General features: G+C 67.3%; 23 protein-coding genes. 12 read left to right on the top strand and 11 right to left on the bottom strand.

Features of this window, described 5'->3' with window-relative positions; translation table 11 throughout:
- Nucleotides 1-28 precede the first annotated feature (28 nt).
- Complete coding sequence (locus GGR90_RS04350; RefSeq protein ID WP_342449885.1) at nucleotides 29-1,225, top strand: DUF481 domain-containing protein; 1,197 nt, start codon at nucleotides 29-31, stop codon at nucleotides 1,223-1,225.
- Between the two features lie 48 nt (nucleotides 1,226-1,273).
- On the opposite strand, the gene GGR90_RS04345 is transcribed toward GGR90_RS04350, so the two are convergent.
- From GGR90_RS04345 to GGR90_RS04315, 7 genes are all read right to left on the bottom strand, one after another.
- A complete protein-coding gene (locus GGR90_RS04345) occupies nucleotides 1,274-2,809 on the bottom strand; it encodes a M20/M25/M40 family metallo-hydrolase (protein ID WP_167919623.1) in 1,536 nt (511 codons plus the stop codon).
- 77 nt (nucleotides 2,810-2,886) lie between these two features.
- Nucleotides 2,887-3,363, bottom strand: a complete 477-nt coding sequence (locus GGR90_RS04340) for a hypothetical protein (protein WP_167919621.1) — start codon at nucleotides 3,361-3,363, stop codon at nucleotides 2,887-2,889.
- A 1-nt stretch (nucleotide 3,364) separates the two neighbouring features.
- Complete coding sequence (locus GGR90_RS04335; protein WP_167919619.1) at nucleotides 3,365-4,888, bottom strand: fumarate hydratase; 1,524 nt, start codon at nucleotides 4,886-4,888, stop codon at nucleotides 3,365-3,367.
- A 69-nt stretch (nucleotides 4,889-4,957) separates the two neighbouring features.
- Entirely contained in the window at nucleotides 4,958-5,794 is an 837-nt protein-coding gene (locus tag GGR90_RS04330) for a hypothetical protein (RefSeq protein WP_209023554.1), read from the bottom strand.
- A 34-nt stretch (nucleotides 5,795-5,828) separates the two neighbouring features.
- Nucleotides 5,829-6,293: a Fur family transcriptional regulator gene (locus GGR90_RS04325; protein WP_167919617.1), complete on the bottom strand. Its 465-nt coding sequence runs from the start codon at nucleotides 6,291-6,293 to the stop codon at nucleotides 5,829-5,831.
- Between the two features lie 104 nt (nucleotides 6,294-6,397).
- Nucleotides 6,398-6,832 carry a MerC domain-containing protein gene (locus GGR90_RS04320; protein ID WP_342449884.1) on the bottom strand — a complete coding sequence of 145 codons (435 nt, stop codon included), beginning with the start codon at nucleotides 6,830-6,832 and terminating at the stop codon, nucleotides 6,398-6,400.
- 216 nt (nucleotides 6,833-7,048) lie between these two features.
- Nucleotides 7,049-8,716: a long-chain-fatty-acid--CoA ligase gene (locus GGR90_RS04315; protein ID WP_167919616.1), complete on the bottom strand. Its 1,668-nt coding sequence runs from the start codon at nucleotides 8,714-8,716 to the stop codon at nucleotides 7,049-7,051.
- A 136-nt stretch (nucleotides 8,717-8,852) separates the two neighbouring features.
- Here GGR90_RS04315 and GGR90_RS04310 point away from each other — a divergent pair, with 136 nt between their 5' ends.
- Nucleotides 8,853-9,389 carry a hypothetical protein gene (locus tag GGR90_RS04310; RefSeq protein ID WP_167919615.1) on the top strand — a complete coding sequence of 179 codons (537 nt, stop codon included), beginning with the start codon at nucleotides 8,853-8,855 and terminating at the stop codon, nucleotides 9,387-9,389.
- Nucleotides 9,390-9,426: 37 nt separating this feature from the next.
- On the top strand, nucleotides 9,427-11,286 hold the full coding sequence (gene pabB / locus GGR90_RS04305; RefSeq protein WP_167919614.1) for an aminodeoxychorismate synthase component I: 1,860 nt from the start codon (nucleotides 9,427-9,429) through the stop codon (nucleotides 11,284-11,286).
- A gap of 39 nt (nucleotides 11,287-11,325) precedes the next feature.
- On the opposite strand, the gene GGR90_RS04300 is transcribed toward pabB, so the two are convergent.
- Nucleotides 11,326-11,604 carry a helix-turn-helix transcriptional regulator gene (locus GGR90_RS04300; RefSeq protein ID WP_209023621.1) on the bottom strand — a complete coding sequence of 93 codons (279 nt, stop codon included), beginning with the start codon at nucleotides 11,602-11,604 and terminating at the stop codon, nucleotides 11,326-11,328.
- 20 nt (nucleotides 11,605-11,624) lie between these two features.
- On the opposite strand from GGR90_RS04300, the gene GGR90_RS04295 reads away from it, so the two are divergent.
- The 6 genes from GGR90_RS04295 to GGR90_RS04270 all read left to right on the top strand — a co-directional run bounded on the left by GGR90_RS04295 (nucleotide 11,625) and on the right by GGR90_RS04270 (nucleotide 17,525).
- Complete coding sequence (locus tag GGR90_RS04295) at nucleotides 11,625-12,278, top strand: hypothetical protein (protein ID WP_342449909.1); 654 nt, start codon at nucleotides 11,625-11,627, stop codon at nucleotides 12,276-12,278.
- Nucleotides 12,279-12,316: 38 nt separating this feature from the next.
- On the top strand, nucleotides 12,317-13,405 hold the full coding sequence (locus GGR90_RS19680) for a YadA-like family protein (RefSeq protein WP_167919612.1): 1,089 nt from the start codon (nucleotides 12,317-12,319) through the stop codon (nucleotides 13,403-13,405).
- Between the two features lie 267 nt (nucleotides 13,406-13,672).
- Nucleotides 13,673-14,884 carry a pyridoxal phosphate-dependent aminotransferase gene (locus tag GGR90_RS04285; RefSeq protein ID WP_167919611.1) on the top strand — a complete coding sequence of 404 codons (1,212 nt, stop codon included), beginning with the start codon at nucleotides 13,673-13,675 and terminating at the stop codon, nucleotides 14,882-14,884.
- 336 nt (nucleotides 14,885-15,220) lie between these two features.
- A complete protein-coding gene (gene msrA / locus GGR90_RS04280) occupies nucleotides 15,221-15,901 on the top strand; it encodes a peptide-methionine (S)-S-oxide reductase MsrA (protein WP_245198484.1) in 681 nt (226 codons plus the stop codon).
- A gap of 193 nt (nucleotides 15,902-16,094) precedes the next feature.
- Nucleotides 16,095-17,207, top strand: a complete 1,113-nt coding sequence (gene bla, locus GGR90_RS04275; RefSeq protein WP_245198483.1) for a class A beta-lactamase — start codon at nucleotides 16,095-16,097, stop codon at nucleotides 17,205-17,207.
- A gap of 6 nt (nucleotides 17,208-17,213) precedes the next feature.
- Complete coding sequence (locus GGR90_RS04270; RefSeq protein WP_167919608.1) at nucleotides 17,214-17,525, top strand: hypothetical protein; 312 nt, start codon at nucleotides 17,214-17,216, stop codon at nucleotides 17,523-17,525.
- A 61-nt stretch (nucleotides 17,526-17,586) separates the two neighbouring features.
- On the opposite strand, the gene GGR90_RS04265 is transcribed toward GGR90_RS04270, so the two are convergent.
- Nucleotides 17,587-20,277: a M1 family metallopeptidase gene (locus GGR90_RS04265; protein WP_167919607.1), complete on the bottom strand. Its 2,691-nt coding sequence runs from the start codon at nucleotides 20,275-20,277 to the stop codon at nucleotides 17,587-17,589.
- A gap of 118 nt (nucleotides 20,278-20,395) precedes the next feature.
- Between GGR90_RS04265 and GGR90_RS04260 the strand changes: the two genes are divergently transcribed.
- Together GGR90_RS04260 and GGR90_RS04255 are read left to right on the top strand one after the other, a co-directional pair.
- Entirely contained in the window at nucleotides 20,396-21,682 is a 1,287-nt protein-coding gene (locus tag GGR90_RS04260) for a cytochrome P450 (protein WP_167919606.1), read from the top strand.
- An 82-nt stretch (nucleotides 21,683-21,764) separates the two neighbouring features.
- A complete protein-coding gene (locus GGR90_RS04255) occupies nucleotides 21,765-22,001 on the top strand; it encodes a hypothetical protein (protein ID WP_167919605.1) in 237 nt (78 codons plus the stop codon).
- Between the two features lie 74 nt (nucleotides 22,002-22,075).
- Here GGR90_RS04255 and GGR90_RS04250 read toward each other — a convergent pair whose 3' ends face one another.
- A complete protein-coding gene (locus GGR90_RS04250; protein ID WP_167919604.1) occupies nucleotides 22,076-22,486 on the bottom strand; it encodes an acyl-CoA thioesterase in 411 nt (136 codons plus the stop codon).
- Between the two features lie 45 nt (nucleotides 22,487-22,531).
- Nucleotides 22,532-23,002, bottom strand: coding sequence for a preQ(1) synthase (gene queF / locus GGR90_RS04245; RefSeq protein ID WP_167919603.1), 471 nt, complete (start codon nucleotides 23,000-23,002; stop codon nucleotides 22,532-22,534).
- A 126-nt stretch (nucleotides 23,003-23,128) separates the two neighbouring features.
- Between queF and GGR90_RS04240 the strand changes: the two genes are divergently transcribed.
- Nucleotides 23,129-24,442, top strand: a complete 1,314-nt coding sequence (locus GGR90_RS04240; RefSeq protein ID WP_167919602.1) for a hypothetical protein — start codon at nucleotides 23,129-23,131, stop codon at nucleotides 24,440-24,442.
- Nucleotides 24,443-24,522: the final 80 nt, after the last annotated feature.

Raw genomic sequence — 24,522 nt, 5'->3', positions numbered from 1 at the left:
CTTCCACCCCCAAAGAAGGACGTCTTCGGTGACAGCTCTCCCTCCCCTGGCCGCGCTTTGCCTGCCTTTCGCGTTCGCCGCCGTGCCCGTGCACGCCGCGCAGGAACCGGTCGATCCGACACAGCCGAACCCGCTGCTCGTCAACCCCCTGCTCGTCGACCCGGTAGTGGCCGCCCCGCTCCCGGTCGTGCTCGTGCCGCCCGATCCGCCACTGCCCGATGCGCTGCGCGCGATGATCGACGCCGCCTTCGCGAGCGGTAACAATGACGATGTCGAAGCGGTGGCAAAGTTCGCCCGGCAGACGCATCCGGCCAACATCGGCGAAATCGACGCGCTCCTCGCCTATTATCGCAGCGGCCACCCGCCGGAGGTTCCGTTCGATCCGGTGCGCAACATGCTCGCCGCCGCCATGGCGAGCGGCAAGGATGCCGATGTCGAGGCGGTGGCGAAGCTCGCCAAGGCCACCACGCCGGAGGACGCCGCCGAAATCGAGGAACAGGTCGTCGCCTATCGCGCCGAACGGCAGCGATTGAAGGACGAGGCGGCGGCGGCCGCGCGCGCCAAGCTGGCGGCGGCGAAATTCTGGGAGAATTGGAAGGGCGAGGGGCAGATCGGCGCGTCGCAGAGCAGCGGCAATACCAGTTCGGCGGGTCTCAGCGCAGGCCTCGCTCTCGCGCGCAAGGGAATCGACTGGACGCACAAGCTGCGCGCGCAGGCCGATTACCAGCGCACCAACGGCAAGACATCGGTCGAACGCTATCTGGCCGAGCTGGAGCCGCAGTACCGGATCGACGAGCGCACCTTTGCCTTTGGTCTCGGCCGCTGGGAGCATGACCGGATTCTCGGCTATGACACGCGCTGGAACCTGTCGGGCGGGCTCGGCTACAAGGTCGTCGATACCAAGAAGATGACGCTGAGCCTGAAAGGCGGCCCGGCGTTCCGCCAGACCGCTTTCGTGGACGGCGGCAACGACACCGAATTGACCGCGCTCGCGGGGCTCGATTTCGGCTGGCAATTGTCGCCGACGTTGCGGCTGACGCAGGTCGCATCGACGATCGTTGGCACGACCAACAGCTCGACCAGCTCGCAAACCGCGCTCAATGCCAAGCTGACTGGCGCGCTGTCGGCGCGGATCGCCTATTCGGCGCAGATCGACACCAGCCCGCCGCCGGGAATCGAAAGCGTCGACACCCAGACGCGGTTCAGCCTGGTCTACGGGTTCTGATTTTCAGATCCTCCCTGTCGCGCAGCGATGGGGAGGAGCGGTGGTTCCCTATTTGATCGCCGCGAGGACATAGAGGAATTCGGCGAAGCCCATCGTCGCGTCGACGAGCCCGGCGACCTCGGGATTGGTCGAATCGATGAGGAAATATTCGTCGGGGGCGTGCGCGCCCGATCCGTGGCCGATGCCGAAATGCGCCGCGGGGATCGACACGGGCGGCGCGGTGAAGGTCGCGCCGGGCCAGCTCCCCGCCATCCGCGGGTTGAGGCTCGTCGCGACCCCGAGCTTTTTATAGGTCGCGAGTTCGGAGCGGACGAGGCGGCTGTCCTCAGCGACCTCGGTCGGGTCGTAGCCGCCCGAGACATTGGCCTCGACATCGGTGAAGCCGTGTTTGTCGAGATGGACGCGCAGCTTCTTCTCGGCCTCGGCGCGCGTCTGGTTCGGGACGAGGCGAAGGTCAAGCTTGGCGACCGCGCGGCCGGGCAGGATCGTCTTGCCGCCGGGGCCGGTATAACCCGCGACGAGCCCCTCGATATTGACCGTGGGTTCCTGCGCGAGCCGGATCAGCGCGTCGTCGTAAGAGAGATTGTCGATCCAGTGGGTGATCCCGAGCGCCTGTTTCTGCGCGGTTTCGTCGCCCGCTTTCGCGGCTTCGCGGATCAGCGTCTTTTCGCGCTCGGTGAGCGGGCGGACATTTTCGTACCAGCCCTCGATCGCCGGTTTGTTGCCATCGGGGGTGACGAGCGTCTGGAGCGCCTGCACCAGCCGCCACGCCGGCGAGTCGACCATGGCTTTGAGACTCGAATGGACGTCGCCCTTCGGCCCGCGGCCCCATTTCTCGCCGCTCGCGACGAGTTCGAGTTCGATGATTCCCTTCGACCCCAGGTTGACCGTGACGTTGCCGGTTTTGCCCTGCGAAGCGAAGGGGATGAAGATGCCTTCGCATTTCTTGAGCGCGGCGAGGATGTTGGGCTTGGTCGCGATCTGGCGGAAGTGCGGCGATCCGATCTCCTCCTCGCCCTCGCAGACGAGCACGATATTGACCGGAAGCTTGCGTCCGGCGGCGCGGATCGCGTGGAGCGCGGCGAGGAAGGTTGCCTCGGGGCCCTTCTGGTTCACCGCGCCGCGGCCCATGATCGCCTGCCCGAAACCGGGGCGATCGACCATCTTGCCCTCAAGCGGCGGCGACGACCATTCGGTGGGGTCGAACTGTTTGACGTCGTACATGAAATAGATGCCGAGCGTCCGCGGGGCACCGACGTCGATCGTCCCGAACACGCCGGGGTGGCCGTCGGTCGGCACGATCTCGACATGGGTGAAGCCCGCGTCCTTCGCGAGCTCGGCCATATAGGCCGCGCCCTCGGCCATGCTGCGATTCTCGGCGGCGATCGAGGGGAGGGCGATCCAGTCGCGGATGCGCTTGATCGACGCGTCCTTGCCCGCCTCGGCGGCCTTGCGGATGTCGGCCATCGTTCCCGACTGCGCCCAGAGCGGGATCGGCTGCATGAAAGCGGCGCCCGCGCCGAGCATCGCGGTGCCGCGAATCATGTCGCGGCGGTTCAGCTTGTCGACGTTACGGAAATCCATGCTGCGTCCCCTGGCTGTTTATGTCGCGGGGAGTGTTGGACTTTTGATCGTGGAAGGCAAGTACGGGCGAGATACTGTCAGCGAAACTCGTGCCGTTCATCGCCGCCCGTTGCCGTTTGAAGAAACTGGACGAGGGGCATTCCCTCGCGACGCTCGTTGCTGGCGGCAATCAGCAGAATGGCAAGCCCAACCATGGACAGCGTCATCATCACGTAGAAGGAGGTGTTTCCGTGTCCGTTGCGGATGGCCATTACGGCAACGATCGAAATGATTATCCCCACGATCACCAACGACAGGATGCCATTCAGGTCGGAACCCGATTGTCCCTTGATGCGGCAGCCCGATCCGTCTTCAAACATCCACCCGATCAACATGGGACCCTGCCTGTCGATCATACTATTCCACAAGCAGATGAAGCGGCCGAGAATGAAGCCGCGCGGTCCGTCATCGGGATGAAACACCCCGTATTTGCACTGCCTGACCCTTCGCTTGCTTTCCGCAAGATCGAGCGCGGTCCGCACTTCAAAGGCAAAGCCGAGCGGGCGGAAGCGCATGTCACGCCTTCTCCAGCAACCCCTCGTCCTTGATCCGCTTCTGCCACAGCTTCGGGGCGTTGACGTGGACGTTCTGGCCTTCGCTGTCGACCGCGACGGTGACGGGGAAGTCGTTGACGTCGAACTCGTAGATCGCTTCCATGCCGAGGTCGGCGAAGCCGACGACCTTACTGCCCTTGATCGCGCGCGCGACCAGATAGGCCGCGCCGCCGACCGCCATCAGATAGGCGCTCTTGTGCTTGGCGATCGCCTGCGTCGCGGCGGGGCCGCGCTCGGCCTTGCCGACGCAGGCGAGCAGGCCCTGATCGAGCATCAGGTCCATGAACTTGTCCATGCGCGTCGCGGTCGTCGGACCGGCGGGGCCGACGATTTCCTCGCCCACCGGGTCGACCGGGCCGACATAATAGATGACGCGGCCCTTGAATTCGACGGGCAGCTCTTCGCCCTTGGCGAGCATGTCGGCGATGCGTTTGTGCGCGGCGTCGCGGCCGGTGAGCATCTTGCCGTTGAGGAGCAGGCGGTCGCCTTGCTTCCAGCTTGCGACGACTTCGGGGGTCAGAGTGTCGAGGTCGACGCGGATCGCGGCCTTGTCAGGCGCCCAGTCGATCTGCGGATAATCGGCGAGCACCGGCGGTTCGAGGAAGGCGGGGCCGCTGCCATCGAGGGTGACATGGGCATGGCGCGTCGCGGCGCAATTGGGAATCATCGCGACGGGCTTCGACGCGGCGTGTGTCGGCCAGTCATTGATCTTGACGTCGAGCACGGTGGCAAGACCGCCGAGCCCCTGCGCGCCGATGCCGAGCGCATTGACCTTTTCATACAGCTCGATGCGCAGTTCCTCGGTCGGGTTCGACGGCCCGCGCGCGAGCAGCTCGGTCATGTCGATCGGGTCCATCAGAGACTGTTTCGCGAGCAGCATCGCCTTTTCGGCGGTTCCGCCGATGCCGATGCCGAGCATGCCCGGCGGGCACCAGCCGGCGCCCATCTGCGGCACCATTTCGAGCACCCAGTCGACGATCGAATCCGACGGGTTCATCATCTTGAACTTCGACTTATTCTCGCTGCCGCCGCCTTTCGCGGCGACGTCGATCACGACCTTGCTGCCGGGGACCATTTCGACGTTGAGGACCGACGGGGTGTTGTCCTTGGTGTTCACGCGGCTGAATGCCGGGTCGGCAAGGATCGAGGCGCGCAGCTTGTTTTCGGGGTGGAGATAGGCCTTGCGCACGCCTTCATCGACGACCTGCTGCAGGCTGCGCGGGCTGTCGAGGCGGCAGTCCATGCCCCATTTGATGAAGACGGTGACGATACCGGTGTCCTGGCAGATCGGGCGGTGTCCCTCGGCGCACATGCGGCTGTTCGACAGGATCTGCGCCATCGCGTCCTTCGCGGCGGGCGACACTTCGCGTTCATACGCGGCGCCCAAGGCGCGGATATAGTCCATCGGATGGAAATAGCTGATGTACTGGAGCGCGTCGGCGATCGTTTCGATCAGGTCGTCTTCGCGGATGATCACGGTGTTCATGTGCAGCCTTTCGCCCTTTTTGGGGATTCGGGGTTTCCCTAGACTTGCATCGCCGGAGTGGAAAGGGGGTCAGGTGCGGCGGCGGCCGAAGACGCGGCGGGCGGGTGGGGTGGCGTCCGGCGTCGCGGGTTCGGGCGCACCATCGTTCCAGTCGACGAGCGGCTGCTTGCGGGCGAGGGCCCGCCAGCTGCCCGTCGCGGCGAGTGCGAGGAGCAGCAGCCAGCCGCCCGCGGCCGACGGGATCAGCGCCCAGGCGAAGGCGGCGGGGGTGATGAGCGCCATCACGGTCGGGATCGCGGCGAGGATTGCGAGCGTCCCGAACAGCGCCCACCAGCGGCCGAGCCGCGTCGCCGCCGCGCCGATCATGACGTTGGTCGCCGCGAGCAGCAGGAATTTGGCCGCTACCGGATAGGGAAGGCTCGCCATCGCGGGCGAATAGTCGCCGAGCGTGAAGGCGGTCTGGATGTCGAAGAGCAGCCAGTTTTCCCATGCGTCGCAGAGCGCCGCAGCGACCGGCAGCACGGCGGCGGCGAGCAGCGCGCGCAGCCGAAGTTCGCGCCACAGCGCGATGCAGCCGCTGACAAGAAAACTCGCGTAGAGCAGCATGTAGAGATAGTCGCGTTCGTTGCCGGTGCGCATCGCGGCGAGGCGCGTCACTTGGTCGGGGTCGGTGAAGAAGCCGAAGATCGCTTCGAGATCGGCCTGGCTGCCCGCGAATTCGAACGCGAGGACGGGGGCGCCATAGCCGGGAGCGATGTCATGGCCGGTCTGCGGAAAGACTTGGCCCAGATAGAGGCCGAAGAGCAGGGTCGCGATCCCGAAGGCCAGCGTCCAAATCCACGCCCGTGTCGGCGCCGGTGGTCGCGTCCGCTGCGCTTCGATCCAATGCTGGAGCCCCCCGAACATGCTCTAGATGTCCGGTGGAGCGCGGCGGCTCACCTTATTGGCACTCGGCGCATTTGCCGCGCACTTCGATCACAGGGCGCTCGGCGGCGAAGCCGGTCTTCTCGGCGGCGGCGCGCACGCCGGTCGACAATTTGTCGTCGTCGACATGGACGGCGGTGCCGCAGCTGTCGCAGATCAGGAAGATGCAGTCGTGGAGGCAGCCCGGGTGGCTGTTCGCGACGAAGGCGTTGGCGCTCTCGACCCGGCGGACGAGGTTGTTCGCGACGAACAGGTCGAGGATGCGATAGACGCTGTTCGGCGCGACGCGCTTGCCGCGCTTCTGCGACACGATGTCGGCGATTTCATAGGCGCTCGCGGGTTTGCCGATTTCGGCGACCGCGTCGAAAATCTGTGCGCGCATGTCGGTCCAGGCTTCGCCCGCGCCCTCGAGCGCGCTCTGCGCCGCCTTGGCGAGCGAGGCGCCGCTGGCCTCGACGTGCGGATGGTCATGCTTGCCCATTGGCGTTTCCTCATGCGCGGATAATTCCGCGCTAACTACGCTTCCAATGTAGGCTCTTTGGAGGGCGCCCGCAAGCCGCGGACCGGTCCGTTTCGGCGGACGCGTCAGTGGCGCGCGCGGCGGTTGAGGTCGTGGCCCAGCGCGACCACGGCGACGCCGATCATCGTCGCGATCACTTCGCTGCCGTCGTGCGGCCGCGACAGCGCGCCCGCCATCATGCCGAGCCCGAAGCTGCCGACCGCGAAGGGCATCATATAGCCGTGGCTGAGCACGCCCGAGACGAGCGTGATCAGCGCAAAGCCGATCGCGATGATCAGCCCGATTTCGTGGAACAGGTGGTTCTCAAGAAACACCCCGCCGACCGAGGCGATCGAGGCGAAGAAGATCGTCGTCGCGAGGCAGTGGACGAGGCAGAGCCCCGACAGCCCCATCGCGAGTTGGTCGCCGCTCAAGGAGGTCAGCGGCCGCGAATCGCGCGCAGCCCGAACCAGCGCGCCGAGACGCGTCAGGACAGGGGCAGGGATGGCGACATGGGTCACCCGATTCTCCGTTGGTGCAATTGCGAGGGTTGATATGGCATAACATGACAGAGGTTACAATATCTCATTGTAACAATTCATATCTCCTCTTCGTCATTCCCGCGAAAGCGGGAACCCAGTGTGGGGTCAGCGGACGCACGCTCTGGGTTCCCGCTTTCGCGGGAATGACGAGCTTTATTAAAACGCCCGCCTTCGCGGGAGTGACGAAGTGGGGGGTTAAGCCCCCTCTTCCGTCCTGAGCGCCTTCCTGTCGAGCTTGCCGATCATCGTCTTGGGCAGGTTCAGCCGCACCTCGACCGCGTTCACCCGCTCATGCTTGCCGAGCTTGGGGTTGAGCCAGGCGGCGAGGGCTTCGCCGCTGACGTCGAAACCCTCCTCGAGCGTCACGAAAGCCTTCGGCGCTTCGCCGCGATAGGCGTCGGGGACGCCGAGCACGATCGCTTCCTTGACCGCGGGGTGCTCGTAGAGATGCGCCTCGATCACGCTCGGATAGACTTTGAAGCCGCCGACCGCGATCATGTCCTTCAGCCGGTCGACGATGCGGAGATAGCCGCCCGCCTCGACCACCGCGACGTCGCCGGTGCGCAGCCAGCCGTCGTCGGTGAAGCTGTCCTTGTCCGCGTCCGCCCGGTTCCAATAGCCCTGCATGATCTGCGGGCCCTTCACCGCAAGCTCGCCGGGCTCGCCGTCGGGGGCGTCCTTTGCCGGATCCTCCTTGTCGAGCAGGCGGATGTGCGTCGCGGGAAGCGGCTGGCCGATCGTGCCGGGGCGCACCGGGCCTTCATAGGGATTGGTCGCGACGACGCCCGAACTTTCGGTCAGGCCATAGCCCTCGACGAGCGACGCGCCGGTGGCGGCGGCGAATTTCTCGCGCAGCTCGGCGGCCATCGGCGCGCCGCCCGAGATGCAGATGCGCAGCGACGAGAAATCGGTGGCGGCAAGATCGGGATGGTCGAGCAACGCCTGATACATCGTCGGCACGCCGGGCAGCGCGGTCGTTTTCGTCCGCGTGATCGCCTCGAGCGCCTGCTTCGCGTCGAAACGCGGCAGCATGGTGATCGCGCCGCCGTTGAGGACGGTGCGGTTGAGCACGCAGGTGTTGGCGAAGACGTGGAAGAAGGGCAGGACGCCAAGAATGCGGTCCTCGGCGTCATGGTCGGGGTCGATCGCATTCACCTGCCGCGCGTTAGCGGTGAGGTTCTGGTGGGTCAGCTTGGCGCCCTTCGGCGTGCCCGTCGTGCCGCCGGTATACTGGATCAGCGCGATATCGGTTTGCGCATCGATCGCGACGGGATCGGGGCGGCCGTCATTGGCGGTGAGGGCGGAAAAGCGGATGACGCGCGGATCGTCGGGCAGCGCCGCGACCTCGCCGCGCTTGAACAGGCGATAGAGTAGCGACTTGGCCGCCGGCAATCCGCCCGCGACCGATCCGACGACGAGGCGGGTGAGGCTCGACCCGTCGAGCACCTGCAAGGCGGTGGGGAGGAGCGCGGCGGCGCTCAGCGTGAAGAGCGTGTCGGTGCCCGAATCCTCGACCTGCGCCTCGAGTTCGGCGACCGTATAGAGCGGCGAGAAATTGACCACGGTCGCACCCGCCATGAGCGCGCCATAATAGGCCGCGACATAATGCGGTACGTTGGGGAGGAAGAGGCCGACGCGGCTGCCCTTGCCGAGCCCCAGCTGCTGAAGCCCCCGCGCGACGCGCGCGACGCCGCGCGCGACCTCGGCATAGCCGAACTGGCGCCCCATGAAGTCGAGCATCGGCGCGTCGCCCTTTCGCGCCACGCTGGCGGCGAACATATCGGGCAGCGAGAGCGGCGGAAATTCCTGATCCCACGTCGTCGGGTGGTGATAATCGGTCGACCAGGAAAAGCGGCTGTCCATCGCGGGTTGTCATCCTCTCGAAAAGCTTCGGCTTCCTGACACTAGGGTCAGTAAGCCGTGACCGCAACCGGGCTCGCTTGCGGCGCGGCGCGGCTGCGGCTAGGCAGCGCATATCGTTCTCGCCAGGGGTTTTGCCATGCTGCAGCTGTCATCGCGCGTCGCCGCGCCGCTCGTCCTTCTCGCCGGCGCGCTCGCCGTTCCGGCCGCCGCGAAGGACAAGTTACCATCGGAGCGCCCGGCGCAGATCGAGGAGCTTTACGCGTGCCGCGACCTCGCCGATGCGGCGGCGCGGCTCGCCTGTTTCGATCGCGAAGTCGGCGAATTGTCGAGCGCCGATCAGGCACGCGAAATCACCTTTACCGACCGCGAGACCGCAAAGAAGGCGCGGCGCGGGCTATTCGGCTTTTCCTTCCCCAAGCTTGGCGGGATTTTCGGCGGCGACGAGGATGAGGTGAAGGAAGTCGAAACGGTGATCCGCTCGGCGAGCATGGACCGCTCGGGCAAATATACGCTGGTGATGGAAGATGACGCGGTGTGGACGCAGATCGACACGACGCGGCTGCCGCGCCAGCCCAAGGCGGGGCAGAAGGTCAAGATCAAGGTTGCGACGATGGGCAGCTATTTCGCCTCGATCGAGGGCGGGCGCACGATCCGCATGAAGCGCGACCGCTGATCGCGGCCGGTGCGCGGTCGATTTTCGTGAGATAGCGATGGCGGGCGGCGATGCGATCCCGGTTCCGGGGCCGGGCTGCCCGCCCTTCGTGCTGCTCGACGACGCGCGCGTCGAGGGGGCCGCGGCGGCGCGATTGTTCGTCGATCCGGTCGAGGTACTGACGGCTTATTCGGCGGCCGAGGTCCCGGCGTTGCTTTCGGCGCTCGAAGCCGCGCAGGCGCGCGGGCTCCATGCGGCGGGCTATCTGGCATATGAGGCGGGCAAGGGGCTCGCGCCCGCGTGGCGGGGGACGGCGGACGGCGAAGCCGGCGCGGCTCCGGTCGGCTGGTTCGGCCTGTTCGAGCGCGCCCGGCGGATCGCCGCCGACGCGGTGCCCGCGCTGCTTCCCGATCCCGATGCGGCGTGGGTAGGGAGGCCCTGCCCGCGCGTGAGGCGCGCCGACTATCTGGCCGCGGTCGAAGCGGTGCTGGACCTGATCCGCGCCGGCGACATCTATCAGGCGAATTTGACCTTTCGCGCCGACGTGCCGATGCTCGGCAATGTGCTTGGCGTTCATGCGCGGCTGCGGCGGACGGCGCGCGCGGGCTATGGCGGGGTGATCTGGACGGGTGATCGGGCGATCGTGTCGCATTCGCCCGAGCTTTTCTTCGCGCTGCGCGATGGGCAGGTGATGGCGCGGCCGATGAAGGGTACGGCCGCGCGTCTTGTCGATCGCGAAGCCGACGCGGCGGCGGCGCGCGAGCTTGCCGAAGATCCCAAGCAGCGCGCCGAAAATCTGATGATCGTCGACCTGATCCGCAACGATCTGTCGCGCGTCGCGGTGCCGGGGTCGGTCGCGGTGCCCGACTTGTTCCGGGTCGAAAGCTTTCCGACGATCCACCAGCTCGTCTCCGACGTCGCCGCGCGATTGCCCGCCGGCGCCGGCGCGGTCGACGTGCTGCGCGCGGCTTTTCCGTGCGGGTCGATCACCGGGGCGCCGAAGGTGCGCGCGATGGAGATCATCGACGAACTCGAAGCCGAACCGCGCGGGCTTTACACCGGGTCGATCGGCTTTATCGAGCCGGGGGGCGACGCCGCCTTCAATGTCGCGATCCGCACGCTCGTCTTTCCGCAAGGCGGGTTGCGCGATGGACCGGCTTCCGCCACGCGCGACTTGCAGGAAGGCGTGGCTTGCGCCACGCTGGGTCTGGGTTCCGGAATCGTCGCCGACAGCCAAGCGGCTGAGGAATGGCGCGAATGTCTGGCCAAGGGGGAATTTGTGGTTGCAGCGGGCGAAAGCTTCGATCTGATCGAGACGATGCTTTTCGATCCCGTCGAGGGCATTCAGCGGCTCGAGGGGCATCTCGCGCGGATGAAGGCGAGCGCCGAGGCGCTGGGCTTCACCTTCGACCGGCACGCCGCACGCAACAGCCTGCAATCGGCGACCTTCCGCCTGCGCGGCGCCGCGCGGGTGCGGATGCGGCTGGCGCCGTCGGGCGCGCTCGCGGTCGAGGTGTCGCCGCTGCCCCGCCTCGCCGAATTGCCGGTGCCGGTCGCGGTGCGGCCGGCGCCCATGGCGGCGGACGACTTCCGCCTGTCGCACAAGACCAGCCTGCGCGCCGTTTATGATACCGCACGGCACGAAAGCGGTGCGGCCGAGGTCGTGTTCGTCGATGAGCCGGGTTTCGTCACCGAAGGCAGCTGGAGCAATATCTTCGTCGAACGCGACGGCCAGCTGCTCACCCCGCCGCTGGCACTGGGGCTGCTCCCCGGCGTGCTGCGCGCCGAGCTGATCGACAAGGGACGCGCGGTCGAATCGCACCTGCGCCTCGCCGATCTGGAGGGCGGGTTTTTCATCGGCAACAGCCTGCGCGGGCTGGTGCCGGCGCGGCTGGTGGAGGCGACCCGAGCTTCCTGAACATGCGTCATCCCGGCCTTTTCTGGCACCGGTTTCGGATCACGCTCCACCGGCGGTGTCGATCATCATCCGCCAATCGCGCGGGGTCATCCCGAAGCGGCGACGGAACGCCTTGCCGAAGGCGGAGAGATCGTCATAGCCGCAGCGCAGGGCGATATCGCCGATGCCGAGCCGGGGATCGCGCAGCAACGCGCGGCCGTGGTTGAGCCGGACGGCGCGAATATGCTCGCCGACCGACAGACCGCGCTGTTCGAACAGCCGGTAGAGGCTGGCGCGCGAGCAGCGCCTTCGGCCACCGCAATCAGGCGACGGGTTCAGCGAGCAGCGCCTTCGGTCGTCTGAATCTGGCGAGCGGAGGGATAAGCAGCGCCTTCGGATTTCGTTCCACGGCGTCGGCGACGTATAGCTCCGCTTTTGGATATGGCGCTAACGCCGCCGGTTTGGGCAGCCTCGCGCTGGGCGGCTGGTATGATTTCAACCGCAGCGATTCGCCACTCGACATCGTTGCCGGTTTCGAGCCGGGAGAAACCGCAGTTGCGTCGGGCGAGGCCGCGGTCGCGGTCGGCACCGGGGTGGCTGCGACGGCAAAGTATAGCAGCGCCTTCGGGGTCAATGTGCGGGCGACTGCCGAGGGCGCGACCGCGATCGGGTTCGGGGCGGTCGCCGACCGGGAATATGCGGTCGCGGTCGGCTCCGCCGCCACGCCGCGCCAGATCGTCCATGTCGCCGCCGGCACCGAGGGCCATGACGCGGTCAATCTCGACCAGCTGAACGCCGTCGCCGGCAACGCCGGCGCGGCGCTCGCCGAAGCCGCGGCGGCGCAAGGGACGGCGAACAGCGCGCTCGCCAACGCGACGATGGCGCAGGACTCGGCGGACCAGGCGTTGACCGCGGCCGAAAATGCGCAGGGCACGGCCGATACCGCAATCCAGAGCGCCCAGACCGCGCAGCACGCGGCGGCCGCTGCGCAGGCACCGCCGATCAGGCGCTGACCGCCGCCGGAGGCGCGCAGTAGACCGCCGATACCGCGGTGCAGAGCGCACAGGCGGCGCAAGATACCGCCGACCTGGCGCTGGGCGATGCGGCGACGGCGCAAGCGACCGCCGACACGGCGGTCCAGAGCGCGCAGACGGCGCAGGACACGGCCGATCAGGCGCTCGCCACCAGCCAGGCCAACGGCACCGCGGTCGCGGCGGCGCAGCTGACCGCCGAGACGGCGCGTTCCGAAGCGGGGGCAGCGCAGGCCACCGCCGACGAGGCTATCGCCCGCATCGATGTGCTGGGATTCGACGGGTCGGGCGATGCCGCAGGCGCGAACGCAATCTCGCTCGGCACCGGTGCCAGCGCCGGCGGCGACGATGCGATTGCGATCGGCACCGGCGCAGCGGCATCGGACGGCGCAGCCGTGGCGATCGGGCTGGGCAATGTCGCATCCGGCAACGGCGCGGTGGCGATCGGCGACCCGAATCTCGCGACCGGCATCGGCGCCGTCGCGGTGGGCGCCGACAACAGCGCGACCGGGACCGGGGCGCTCGCCATCGGCAATCTCAACGTCGCTGCGGGCAACGCCGCGATCGCGCTCGGCAACGGCAGCAGCGCGACCGGCGACGGCGCGGTGGCGATCGGCGACGGGGCCGTCGCGGACCGCGCGAACCAGGTGGCGCTCGGCAATTCGGCGAGCACCTACACGCTCGCCGGGGTCGCCTCGACCGCCAGCAATGCGGCGCAGAGCGGGGCGCTGCACCTGCTGACGTCCGACGCCGCGGGCAATATCGGCACCACCGCACTCGACATCGCGGAACTGGGTGGGCTGGGGGACCGGGTCGACCTGCTCGAACAGCAATCGGCGGCGCTCGACGCGCGGACGACGGTGCTCGAACGGCACGCGCGGCAGGCGAACGGCGGGATCGCGACGGCGATGGCGATGGGCGGGACGATGATCGTCCCCGACAGCACCGTCTCCATCTCGTTCACCCTCGCGACCTATCGCGGCGAACAGGGTTTCTCGGGCGCCGCCGTCCTCCGCCTGACGCCGCGCGTGTATGTCAGCGGCGGCATCGCCGGTTCGACCGTCAAGGGGTCGACAGGCGGACGGGTCGGGGTCGCCTTCGGTTTTTGACCGGTCTTACCTGGACCTTGCTGCGCAATAGGGCGCCTGCCGCCCGGCGATGCTCAATCACGCTCGATTTCTCGAAAGGCATGGCGCATGGGTGGTCGCGGGTTCGCCGGGATGACGATAAGGGGGCGGGGGTGAGGTGGTTGGGCGGTGCATAGGTAAATTATCAACCGATGCGCTTGCGAATATCGACTGGAGGCTTTAGGCGCGGCCCCGCGCAATTTCCTGTCCTTTTGCAGCCCGACCGCGCAAGCCACGGAAGATATCGTCATGTCGCTGAAGCCCCATGTCTCCGCCGCCCTCAACCGCATCCAGCCCTCGGCGACGCTTGCGATGACCGCGCGCGTGACGGCGCTGAAAGCCGCGGGCGTCGATGTCATCGGCCTGAGCGCCGGCGAACCCGATTTCGACACCCCCGATTTCGTCAAGGAAGCGGCGATCGAGGCGATCCGCAATGGCCAGACCAAATATACGCTCGTCGACGGCACCGTGGCGCTGAAGGACGCGATCCGCGGCAAGTTCCGCCGCGACAACGGCCTCGACTTCGGGCTCGACCAGATTTCGGTCAATGTCGGCGGCAAGCACACCCTATTCAACGCGCTTGTCGCGACGGTCGATCCGGGCGACGAGGTGATCATCCCCGCGCCCTATTGGGTGAGCTATCCCGACATCGTCGCCTTTGCGGGCGGCACGCCGGTGATCGTCGAGGGCGGTGCGGCGCAGAATTACAAGATCACCCCCGCACAGCTCGACGCCGCGATCACCAAAAAAACGCGCTGGGTGATGTTCAATTCGCCCTCGAACCCGTCGGGCGCCGCTTATTCGGGCGAGGAGCTCGACGCGCTCGGCGAAGTCATTCGTCGCCACCCGCATGTGATGGTGATGACCGACGATATGTACGAGCATGTCTGGTACGCCGATTTCGAATTCACGACCTTCGCGCAGCGTTGCCCCGACCTCGCCGATCGCATCCTGACGGTGAACGGCTGTTCGAAGGCCTATGCGATGACCGGCTGGCGCATCGGCTACGCCGGCGGCCCGGCGTGGATCATCAAGGCGATGGGCAAGCTGCAGTCGCAGTCGACCTCGAACCCCTGCTCGATCGCGCAGGCCGCCGCCGCCGCCGCTCTCGGCGGGCCGCAGCAGTTCCTCGACGATCGCAACGCCGCGTTCCGGAAGCGCCGCGACATGGTCGTGGCGATGCTCAACGACGCGCCGGGGCTTGATTGCCCCGTCCCCGACGGCGCCTTCTACGTTTATCCCGACGCGTCGGGCTGCATCGGCAAGAAGACCCCCGACGGCAAGCTGATCGACAGCGACGAAGCGCTGATCGACTATTTCCTCGACAGCGCCAAGGTTGCGGCGGTCCATGGCGGCGCCTTTGGCCTGTCGCCTGCGTTCCGCGTCTCCTACGCGACGTCGGAAGCGGTGCTCAAGGACGCGTGCGTGCGCATCCAGCAGGCGTGTGCCGCGCTCAGCTAAGTCTGGGTTTCCAGTTGCATAGGAATTTTATACCGATCGGTCTTGTAATGCCGGTGGCGGGGCCTATTTGAACGTGAACGCCGGTTAAGCGCCCGGTTCACCCGATGGTAAGTCATCTCGTCTAGAGTGACCGCCATCACTGACGGATGGCAGGGGCGCGTCATATCGCCGGTGTAACCAGGGCGGCCCCGGCCGCGAACAACAAGAATGATACGAGGCCCCTATGCTCTCCATGCTCCGCTCCGACTGGTTTTTGACCATGCTCGCCGGCTTCGCGATTGGCGCGACCTATATCGTGCTCAACGCGCCGGCGCTGCCGATCCCCGCGTGACGCCGCTGCGGCGATCGCTCGCCCTCCGCGCCATCGCGGCGCTGGCGGTGAGCGCGGTCGTCGCCCAATGCGCGCCCGCGCAGGCCGAAAGCGTCGTCAAGCTCCCCGCCGCCGTCACCGACCCCGCCGTCAAAGCCAAGCGCGCCACCGCGGTGCTTGCGGGCGGCTGCTTCTGGGGCGTCGAAGGCGTCTTTTCGAACGTGAAAGGCGTCATTTCGGTCGAATCGGGCTATCATGGCGGCAGCGCCGCGACCGCCAAATATGAGCGGACGCACGACGGCAAGTCGGGCCATGCCGAGGCGGTGCGCATCGTCTATGATCCCAGCCAGGTCAGCTATGGCACGCTGCTCCGCATCCTGTTTTCGGTGGTCGCCGATCCGACGCTCAAGAACCGGCAGGGCCCCGACACCGGCTCGCAATATCGCGCCGCGATCGTGCCGATGGACGCGAACCAGCGGCAGGTCGCGAACGCCTATCTGGCGCAGATCGGGCGCGGCAAATATTTCGCCAAGCCGATCGTCGTGCCGGTCGAAGTCTATAAACGCTTCTATCGCGCCGAGGCGAGCCATCAGGACTTCATGCGCCGCAACCCGCGCAATGGTTATATCTTGCGCTGGGACGCGCCCAAGCTCGCGGCGCTGAAGCGGCTTTATCCCGACAAGGTGCGCGCGACGCCGGCGCCCTGAACCGGGGGAAAAACCCCCACGGGTTCCGCCATTGGTCGCGGCGAAAGAATCGTTCACCGCAAAACGCTGGCCCGTCCCGTGCGTCTGCGTGACGTGGGGGTGTCCGAGAGGGGTCGGGACAAGATATAAAAGTCGCAAGTGCGGGGTTCGAATGAAGCTTAGATTATCGGGCAGGCCGCTCCTCGCTGTGACGATGAGCGCCGCGGTGCTGGCAGGTTGTGTCAGCAGCGTCGCGATCGTGCCGCAGCCGCGCGCGCAGCAGCATCAGCAACCAGCGGCGGTGCGCGGCCCGGCGGGTTCGGTCACGGTGCCCATCGGCCAGCCGGTCCGCTCGGCGACGCCCCGCCCCGCGGGGCCGATCGACCCCGGTTTTCGCCGCGCCCCCGCCGGCCTCAACGACCGTATCTATGACCTGTGGCGCACCTTTCCGGGCAAGACCGGCATCGCGGTGCAGCGGATCGACGGCGAATGGAAGCTCTCGCAGCGCGGCGACGAGCTGTTTCCGCAGCAAAGCGTATCGAAGCTGTGGGTCGCGCTGACGGTGCTCGACGCCATCGATCAGGGCCGTCTGACGTTCGACCAGCGCGTCCGCATCGGACCCGAGGATCTGACGCTGTTCTATCAGCCGCTCGCCGCGCGCGTTCGCGCCGAGGGCTCGGTGACGATGAGCGTCCGCGACCTCATCGAAACCGCGATCACCAAGAGCGACAATACCGCGAACGACAGCCTGCTGCGCACCGTCGGCGGCCCCGATGCGGTTCGGGCTTTCTTCGACAAGAAGGATCTCGGCGCGATCCGCTTCGGCCCCGGCGAACGCTTGCTGCAGGCGGGCACGGCGGGGCTCAAATGGCAGCAGGCCTATTCAGTCGGGCGCGCCTTTCATCAGGCGCGTGCCGCGCTCCCCGACGCGACGCGCCTCGCGGCGCGCAACGCCTATCTTGCCAACCCGCCCGACGGCGCGAGCCCCGAGGCGATCGCGAGCGCGCTGACGCGGCTCGCGCGCGGGACGTTGCTGTCGCCCGACTCGACCGAATATCTGCTCGACGTGATGAGCCGGACCCGAAGCGGCCCCCGGCGGCTCAAGGCCGGGCTGCCCGCGGGCTGGAAATTTCTGCACAAGACCGGGACGGGGCAGGATTATAGAGGCTCTACCGCCGGCTATAACGACATCGGTATCGCGACCGCGCCCGACGGCACCCGCTATGCCATCGTCGTGCTGCTCGGCGACACCAACGCGTCGGTGCCCGCGCGCATGGAGCTGATGCAGGCGGTGTCGGGCGCGGTCGCCGATTATCACGGAAGATAGGCGCCGATGAGGCTTGCCTTTCTGCCGGTGCTTGCGCTGGCGCTGGCGCTTGCCGGCTGCGCGACCCCCGAAACGCGGCTGCGGAGCGGGCTTCAGAATGCCGGGCTGTCGAAGGCGATGGCGGCGTGCATGGCCGAACGCATGGTCGACCGGCTGTCGCTGCTCCAGCTACGCCGCCTCTCCGCGCTCGGCAGCCTCAAGGACAAGCACGTTACCGATCTGACGCTTGACCAGTTCTACCGCAAGGTGCGCGCGCTCAAGGATCCCGAAATATTGGCGGTGTCGACGAGTTCGGCGGCGCTCTGCGCGCTGCGCTGAGGCCCCGCGTGGTCGCGTCAGTCCGACGTACTCAAGGCACTGCAACGCGCGGACCCTGGTCCTATTCTTCCTCCAGCCAGCTTGCGGTTTCGCGCTTGATGCGCGGACGGCTGACGCTGCGTTCCTTCAACGACGCCAGCACCTTGTCATAGGGCTTGCGGACAGCGGCGGACAGCGGCGCCGCGATCCGTTCGAGCTTTGCGATCATCGCCGGATCGTTCGACGATGCCGCCAGCCCGGCGAGGAAGCGTGCGCGCGCCGAAGCGTCGATCAGCCGGTCGACCGCCGCCTGGTTGGCCTGCGCGAAATCGACCGCCATTTCGGCATGATTCGCCGCGACCGCGCCGATGATCGCGGCGCTGACCGTCTCGCCGGGCTCTTCGGTGAGCGCGAGCGCGAGCGCGCGCCGGGCCAGTCCTTCGTCCTTCGCCGAGCCGAGCAGCGTATAGAAAGTGCTGCGCTCGACCGCCGACTTCGATGCCTTGGCGAGTCCGCGCAGCCGGTCCCATTCGGCCTCGCCCGCATTCGCCGCGACGATGCCGAGCCAGCGCGCCTTCAGCGGGCCGTCGAGCGCGGCGGGATCGCTGCCCAGCAGCGCGAAGCGCCGCCGCGCTTCGGCGCGCACCTTTGCATCGTTCAGCGTCCCGAGAGCGCCCAGCAACTCGGACCGCAAGATGCTGTCGAGCGCGGGTTCGCCGGCGCGCGCGTCGAAACCGAGCCGAGCCATCGCCGCGCCGAGCGCCGCGGTGCCGCGCGCCGCGAGCTGCTTCTGCACCGCCGGCTGATCGTCGAACAGCTTGTATAGCGCCGCATAACGCCCGGCGGCGTCGCCGAGCAGCTTCTGGCTCGCGTCGTCCGGGACGGCCGTCAGCAGGTCGAGCGCCGCGCCCATCGGCTGATATCCGGCATATGCGAGCGCGAAATTGTCGCCGAGCAGCCCGAGCTGGTCGATCGGGGCGAGAGCCGCGAAATCGCCGCGCAGCGCGGCGAGCGCGGCGGGCGAATAGAGGGTGCGGTAATAGCCCGCCTGTCCGGCGTTGATCAGCACCGCGCCGCAGCCGGGCAATGTCAGCGTTCCCGCACCCCCCGCAACCACCTGCCGCGCGACCGCGCCTGTGCCGGCGCGCGCAAGCACGGGCACCTGCCAGCGGCGGCCTTCGGCCTCGATGGCGTCCTTGCGGTCGCGCGAAAACTCGCCCTGCGCCAGCTCGACCCTGGTCTTGCCGCCCGTGCAGGTCACGCCGCCGACGCGCAGCAGCGGGATGCCCGGCTGGCTGGTGAAATCATGCGCGATCGCGGTCAGCCCCTCGGCGCCCGCGGCCTCGACCGCGTTCCACAGATCGTCGGTGCGCGTGTTCGCATATTTATGCTTTTCCATGTAGCGGCGCAGACCCGTGCGCCACACATCCTCGCCCGCGTAGGATTCGAGCATCGTGATGACGGCCTCGCCCTTTTGATAGGTGATCGCGTCGAACGCCTGATTGGTGTCCTCGACGGTGCGGATCGTCTGGACGATCGGGTGGGTCGTTGCAAAGGCGTCGAGCCCCATCGCGCGCTCGCGGCCGTCGACGCGGTCGAGCAGGGGAAGCCAGTCGGGATGGAAATGGTCGCTCGCCTTGGTTTCCATCCAGCTCGCGAAGCCTTCGTTGAGCCAGAGGTCGTCCCACCACGCCATCGTGACGAGGTCGCCGAACCATTGATGCGCGACCTCATGCGCCTGCACCGAATAGATCGACTGCCGAGTCGCGTCGCTCGTGATCTTGGGATCGTCGAGCAGGATGCGCTCGAAGGTGAAGATCGCGCCCCAATTTTCCATCGCGCCGAAAAATTGCGACTGGCCCGGCCCCGCGACATTGTCGAGCTTGGGCAGCGGATAGGGCTGACCGAAATAATCGCTGTAATAGCCGAGCAGCGGGCCGAGGCTGTCGAGCGCGAAGCGCGCCTGCTCGCCCGACCCCTTGGGCGACACGATACCGACCTCGGCGCCGCTCTCGCTCTTCGCCGCGAGCCGCTCGAAATTCCCGGTCGCGAAGAAGAGGAGATAGGACGACATTTTGGGCGAGATCTGGAAAGTCACCGTCTTCTTGCCGCCGGGGGCGGGCGTCTCGCTTGCGACGGGCATGTTGCTCACCGCAAGATCGCCCGCGGGCACGGTCGCCGCGAGAGTGAAGGTCGCCTTGTAGCTCGGCTCGTCGAAGCTCGGGACGAAGCGCCGGGCGTCGGGTGCTTCGAACTGGGTGAACAGCCCGCGCACTTCCTTGCCGCTGACCTTGTCGGGATAGTCGAGCGCGAAAAGCCCGTTCGCCTGCGTGTTGATCGTGCCGGTGTAGCGGGTAGCGAGGCGATATTTGCCCGGCGCGAGCGGAGCGGGGGCGGTGAAACTCACCGTCTGCGCGGCGGGGTCGGTCGCCGCGGTCAGCGGAATCGCCTGGCCGTCGGCACCGGTGAGGCTGGCGCTCGCGAAGCTGAGATCGAGCGCGTTCAGCGTCAGCACCGCCGAGGGCTCGTATAGCTCGATGTCGATGCCCGCTTCGCCGGTGAAGCGCAGCGCTTGCGCGTCGGGGGCGACGCTGATGTCGTAATGTAGTGGCCGGGCGATTCGCGGCAGCTGACTCGGAACGCTGGCATCGAGCGGCGCGCCGGCGAGCATAGGCGCCGCCGCCATGGGCGCGATCCCCGGCTGCGCGGCGCACGCCGCAAGGCTCAGCGACGAAACGGCGGCGAAAAGGAAGCGTCGTGCAGTTGTTTTCATAATGAAATCCCCGGTTATTTTGTACCGCGCTACGCCGATCCAGCCTGCGCGCGGGCGCCGCTTCGACGGGCGGTCATAGCCTATCGACAGACGACGCGATTCGCGGCAGCTTGGTTGCATGACAAAACCTATCTTGCCCGAAGAGGTAGCCGCCGCCGTCGTCGATCCCGTCGCTTACGGCAGTTGGGACCCGCTGCACGAACAGCTCGCCTGGGCGCGGGCGAATGCGCCGCTTGCCGTCGCGGAAAATGCCGAGCTCGATCCTTTCTGGCTCGTGACGCGGCACGCCGACATCATGGCGATCAGTCGCGATCCGGGCCGCTTCGCCAACGGCCTCCGCCCCACGGTGCTCACCAATCGCGACGGCGAGGCGATCGCGCGCGCCGCGACGCCGGGCGGTGACGGGCACCTCATCCGCTCGCTGGTGCAGATGGATGCCCCCGATCATATGAAATACCGGCTGCTCACCCAGAGCTGGTTCATGCCGAAGAATCTGAAGATCGTCGAGGACCGCATCCGTCACCACGCGCGGAGCGCGGTCGAACAGATGCTGGCGATGGACGGGACATGCGATTTCGCGCGCGACGTCGCGGCGCATTATCCGCTGCGCGTGATCATGGACATATTGGGCGTGCCAGCGGAGGACGAGCCGCGCATGCTGATGCTCACGCAGCAATTGTTCGGCTCGACCGACCCCGAGCTGAACCGCAGCCGCGAGGCGATCACCAGCGCCGAGCAGGCGATCGCGATGCTCAATTATGTGATCGCCGATTTCGAACAATATTTCGGCGCGCTCACGGCCGATCGCCGCGCCAGCCCGCGCGAGGATATCGCGACGGTGATCGCCAATGCCACGGTCGGCGGCGCGTCGATTCCCGACCGCGAGCTTGCCGGCTATTATATGATCATCGCGACCGCGGGCCACGACACGACGAGCGCCTCGACCGCGGGCGCGATCATGGAACTCGCGAAGAACCCCAAGCTGTTCGAACGCTTCCGCGACGCGGAGAGCGACAAGGCGGGGCTGATCGAGGAAGCGATTCGCTGGACGACCCCGGTCCAGCATTTCATGCGCAGCGCGCGGGAGGACGTCGAAATCGGCGGCCAGACGATCCGCGAGGGCGACTGGTTGATGCTGAACTATGTGTCGGGCAACCGCGATGAGGCGGTGTTCGGCGATCCTTTCACCTTCGATCCCGACCGCGAGAAGAACCAGCAGATCGCCTTCGGCTTCGGCGCCCACGTCTGCCTCGGCCAGCATCTCGCGCGCATGGAGATGCGGATATTGATGGAGGAATTGCTGCCGCGCCTCAAAAGCATCGAACTCGCGGGTGAGCCCGCGCGCGTCGAATCGGTGTTCGTCGGCGGGCTGAAGCGTCTGCCCATCCGCTTCGCGCCCGCTTAGCCACGGCAGGCCGCAAACCTCTCTTTTCGGGCAATGGAACAATCACCTCCGGGCCGCGTTTCGAGGGCAGCTGGAGGAGTTTATGATGAAAAGATTGAAAAAAGGCGTGATTGCCGTTGCGGCAGCTTCGATGGTCCTTGCGCCGGTGGCGGCTGCGGCCGCACCCGCGATTGATGGTGCCCGCGCGACCTCGGTTGTTCGTGACGGAAATAATCTCGAAGGCGGAAGCTGGGTCGCGATCGTGCTGGGTCTCGCCATTATCGCCGGCGGCATCTGGCTGGTGGTCGACGACGACGGTGACGATCCGGTCAGCCCGTAAACTCTTCGCCTGAAGGCGCCCGTCCCGCGAAACGGGGCGGGCGTAGGGTCTTTCCGGGCTAGCCCGGAAAGACCCTAGCTTTTCTCGCCCGGAAAAAAGCGGGCCACGACTTCACTCGCGAGCCGCGCGGGGCGGAGCGTTTCGGCGTCGATGCAGCACCAGCTCGACTTGACCTCGGCGAGCACGTCCTCGCCGCGCTTGATGATCGTCTCGTAAAAAGCGCGCGCGCCCTGAACCTTCTCGAGGATCACCGTCGCGATGACCTGATCGTCGAGAAAGGCGGGACGGCGGTAGGTGATCTCGTGCTTCAGCGCGACCCACAGATGCCCGGCGACCGCCTCGGGCGGCGCGATATGGCGCCAGTGCGCGAGCACCGCTTCCTGCACCCAGCTCAGATAATGGGCGTTGTTGACGTGTCCCATGAAGTCGATGACGTCGGGACCGACCTTGATGTCGTGATCGTGGGGCAATGCGGTTGGGTTCATATCGTTGACACTAATGTCAGCAAACTGTGGCAGAAAGATGAATCTTCATCCCCGGCCGCGATAAGGCGCGACGCCCTGATCGGGGAGCCACAGCCCTTCGGGCGGCGGCCCCGATTGCCAGAAGACGTCGATCGGAATGCCGCCGCGCGGATACCAGTAACCGCCGATGCGCAGCCAGCGGGGCCGCATCTCGTCGAAAAGGCGGCGGCCGATGCCGACGGTGCAATCCTCGTGAAAGCCCGCATGGTTCCGGAAGGAGCCGAGGAAGAGCTTGAGGCTCTTCGATTCGACGATCGTTTGGCCGGGGGCATAATCGATGACGAGATGCGCGAAATCGGGCTGGCCAGTCACCGGGCAGAGCGACGTGAATTCGGGCGCGGCGAAGCGGACGAGATAAAGCTCGCCCGCGCGCGGATTGGGCACATAGTCGAGAACGGCCGCTTCGGGAGCGGCAGGCAGTTCGCTCGATTGGCCGAGATGTTTCGGTGCGAGCGGCGCAGGGGTGGAATCGGTCATGGAAAGGCTCTAGTGCGCAGCGCGGCCGATGTCATCCGGGCCGGTGCCCCGGAATCGCCGGCCGCAAGGTTCAGCGCCAATTCAGCGGCGCGGGCGACATATGGGTAGTGTGGGATCGCGGACAAGATGACGGTGCGTAACTTCGGGCGACAACAGGCGGGCGCGTTGGTGCTGGCAGCGGCAATGCTGGCGGCAGGTGTCCCTGTGGCCGCGCAGGACACGACGACGTCCCGCTCGATCGATTTCCGCTTGCCGCCGCCTACCAACGACGGCCGCGCACCCGGTGTGCAGGGCCCGTCGGACAATGGCTTGCCGCCGGTGGCGCCCGGTGAGCGGCGGGGCCAGCCGACGCCGACCCCGACCCCGACCCCAGCCCCCACCCCGACATCGCCGCAACCCGTTGCACCGCCGCGCGTGACGCCGACGCAGCCGGCCACATCGACCCCCGCACCCGCTCCCGCGCGGCGCGATACGCCCGCAACAGCGACGCCGCGCCCGGCTCAGCCGGAAGCGCCGCAAGCGGTGCAGCCCGCAACCACCGACAATCCGCCCTTGCCGCCGCTCGATACGGTCGCGCCGCCGCCTGCCGCTGCCGTTGACGCAGCCCCGGTCCCGGCTGACGAAACGCCGGTCGTCGCCGCGCCGGCCGACACCCCGTCGGGCACGCCGATTTGGGCCTGGGCGCTCGCCGCGCTGGCGGCTGCGGGTGCCGCCTTCTGGTATTGGCGCCGCCGCACCGCGCTCGCCGACCCGGTGGCCGAAGAGATCGACGAAGCCCCGCCGCCGGCTACGCGCGCGGCCGTCCCGCCGCTCCGTCCTGCCGCGCCGCCCGCTCCGCGTCCGGCGCCCGCCCCGCCACCGCCGCCCGCATCGCGACCCGAGCCGGCGTCCGCACGCCCGCTCGTCACGCGCGCCGAGGGCGAGAAACGCGCCGTGGTCGGCATGGCTCTCGACATCCGCAGCATCCGGTTCGCGCCCGACCATGTGGCGGTCGGCTTCGCGCTCAACCTGCTCAATCAGGGGACGGTGCCGGCGACCGGCCTGATGGTCCGCATCGCGCTCAATCAGGGCTCGGCGATGACCGAGCCGGTGCTTAGCCGCTTCTTCGACGGGGCGGGGGGCAGCGTGCTGCGCGACGACATCGCGCTGGCGGTCGGCGCGGGCGAGGAATTGTCGACCGAAGTGATGTTGCCGCGCGCCGCTATCGAGCCGCTGATGATCGGCGGCAAGCCGATGATCGTCCCCGTCATCGCGTTCGACGTCACCTATCACTGGGACGGCGAGGGCGAGGCGTTCGGGCAGAATGCGGGCAGTTTCGTCATCGGCCGCGAACAGGGCGCGAGCGGCAGCGAAAAGCTCGCACCGCTTCCGCTCGACCGGTCCTCCTATGCCGTCGACCGGCCCGGCGCGCGCGCGACCGCGATCAAGCGCAGCCAATAATCGGGCTCGAAAGGCCACCGGATTTTTGTTGCGGTGCAGCATCGACTCCGGCAGGACGGACCCCGCTTGAAAAAGCACAG

Source organism: Sphingopyxis italica, from assembly GCF_011926545.1.
Classification (GTDB): Bacteria; Pseudomonadota; Alphaproteobacteria; order Sphingomonadales; family Sphingomonadaceae; genus Sphingopyxis; species Sphingopyxis italica.
Note: the sequence above shows the minus strand (reverse complement) of the source record. Positions and strands in the feature narration are given on the sequence as shown.

Bases quoted from the DNA above. Each gene is read 5' to 3' on its own strand.
- GGR90_RS04345 (WP_167919623.1), bottom strand. From the start codon at position 2,809: ATGGATTTCCGTAACGTCGACAAGCTGAACCGCCGCGACATGATTCGC.
- GGR90_RS04340 (WP_167919621.1), bottom strand. From the start codon at position 3,363: ATGCGCTTCCGCCCGCTCGGCTTTGCCTTTGAAGTGCGGACCGCGCTC.
- GGR90_RS04335 (WP_167919619.1), bottom strand. From the start codon at position 4,888: ATGAACACCGTGATCATCCGCGAAGACGACCTGATCGAAACGATCGCC.
- GGR90_RS04330 (WP_209023554.1), bottom strand. From the start codon at position 5,794: ATGTTCGGGGGGCTCCAGCATTGGATCGAAGCGCAGCGGACGCGACCA.
- GGR90_RS04325 (WP_167919617.1), bottom strand. From the start codon at position 6,293: ATGGGCAAGCATGACCATCCGCACGTCGAGGCCAGCGGCGCCTCGCTC.
- GGR90_RS04315 (WP_167919616.1), bottom strand. From the start codon at position 8,716: ATGGACAGCCGCTTTTCCTGGTCGACCGATTATCACCACCCGACGACG.
- GGR90_RS04310 (WP_167919615.1), top strand. From the start codon at position 8,853: ATGCTGCAGCTGTCATCGCGCGTCGCCGCGCCGCTCGTCCTTCTCGCC.
- pabB (WP_167919614.1), top strand. From the start codon at position 9,427: ATGGCGGGCGGCGATGCGATCCCGGTTCCGGGGCCGGGCTGCCCGCCC.
- GGR90_RS04285 (WP_167919611.1), top strand. From the start codon at position 13,673: ATGTCGCTGAAGCCCCATGTCTCCGCCGCCCTCAACCGCATCCAGCCC.
- bla (WP_245198483.1), top strand. From the start codon at position 16,095: ATGAGCGCCGCGGTGCTGGCAGGTTGTGTCAGCAGCGTCGCGATCGTG.
- GGR90_RS04270 (WP_167919608.1), top strand. From the start codon at position 17,214: ATGAGGCTTGCCTTTCTGCCGGTGCTTGCGCTGGCGCTGGCGCTTGCC.
- GGR90_RS04265 (WP_167919607.1), bottom strand. From the start codon at position 20,277: ATGAAAACAACTGCACGACGCTTCCTTTTCGCCGCCGTTTCGTCGCTG.
- GGR90_RS04260 (WP_167919606.1), top strand. From the start codon at position 20,396: ATGACAAAACCTATCTTGCCCGAAGAGGTAGCCGCCGCCGTCGTCGAT.
- GGR90_RS04255 (WP_167919605.1), top strand. From the start codon at position 21,765: ATGATGAAAAGATTGAAAAAAGGCGTGATTGCCGTTGCGGCAGCTTCG.
- GGR90_RS04250 (WP_167919604.1), bottom strand. From the start codon at position 22,486: ATGAACCCAACCGCATTGCCCCACGATCACGACATCAAGGTCGGTCCC.
- queF (WP_167919603.1), bottom strand. From the start codon at position 23,002: ATGACCGATTCCACCCCTGCGCCGCTCGCACCGAAACATCTCGGCCAA.
- GGR90_RS04240 (WP_167919602.1), top strand. From the start codon at position 23,129: ATGACGGTGCGTAACTTCGGGCGACAACAGGCGGGCGCGTTGGTGCTG.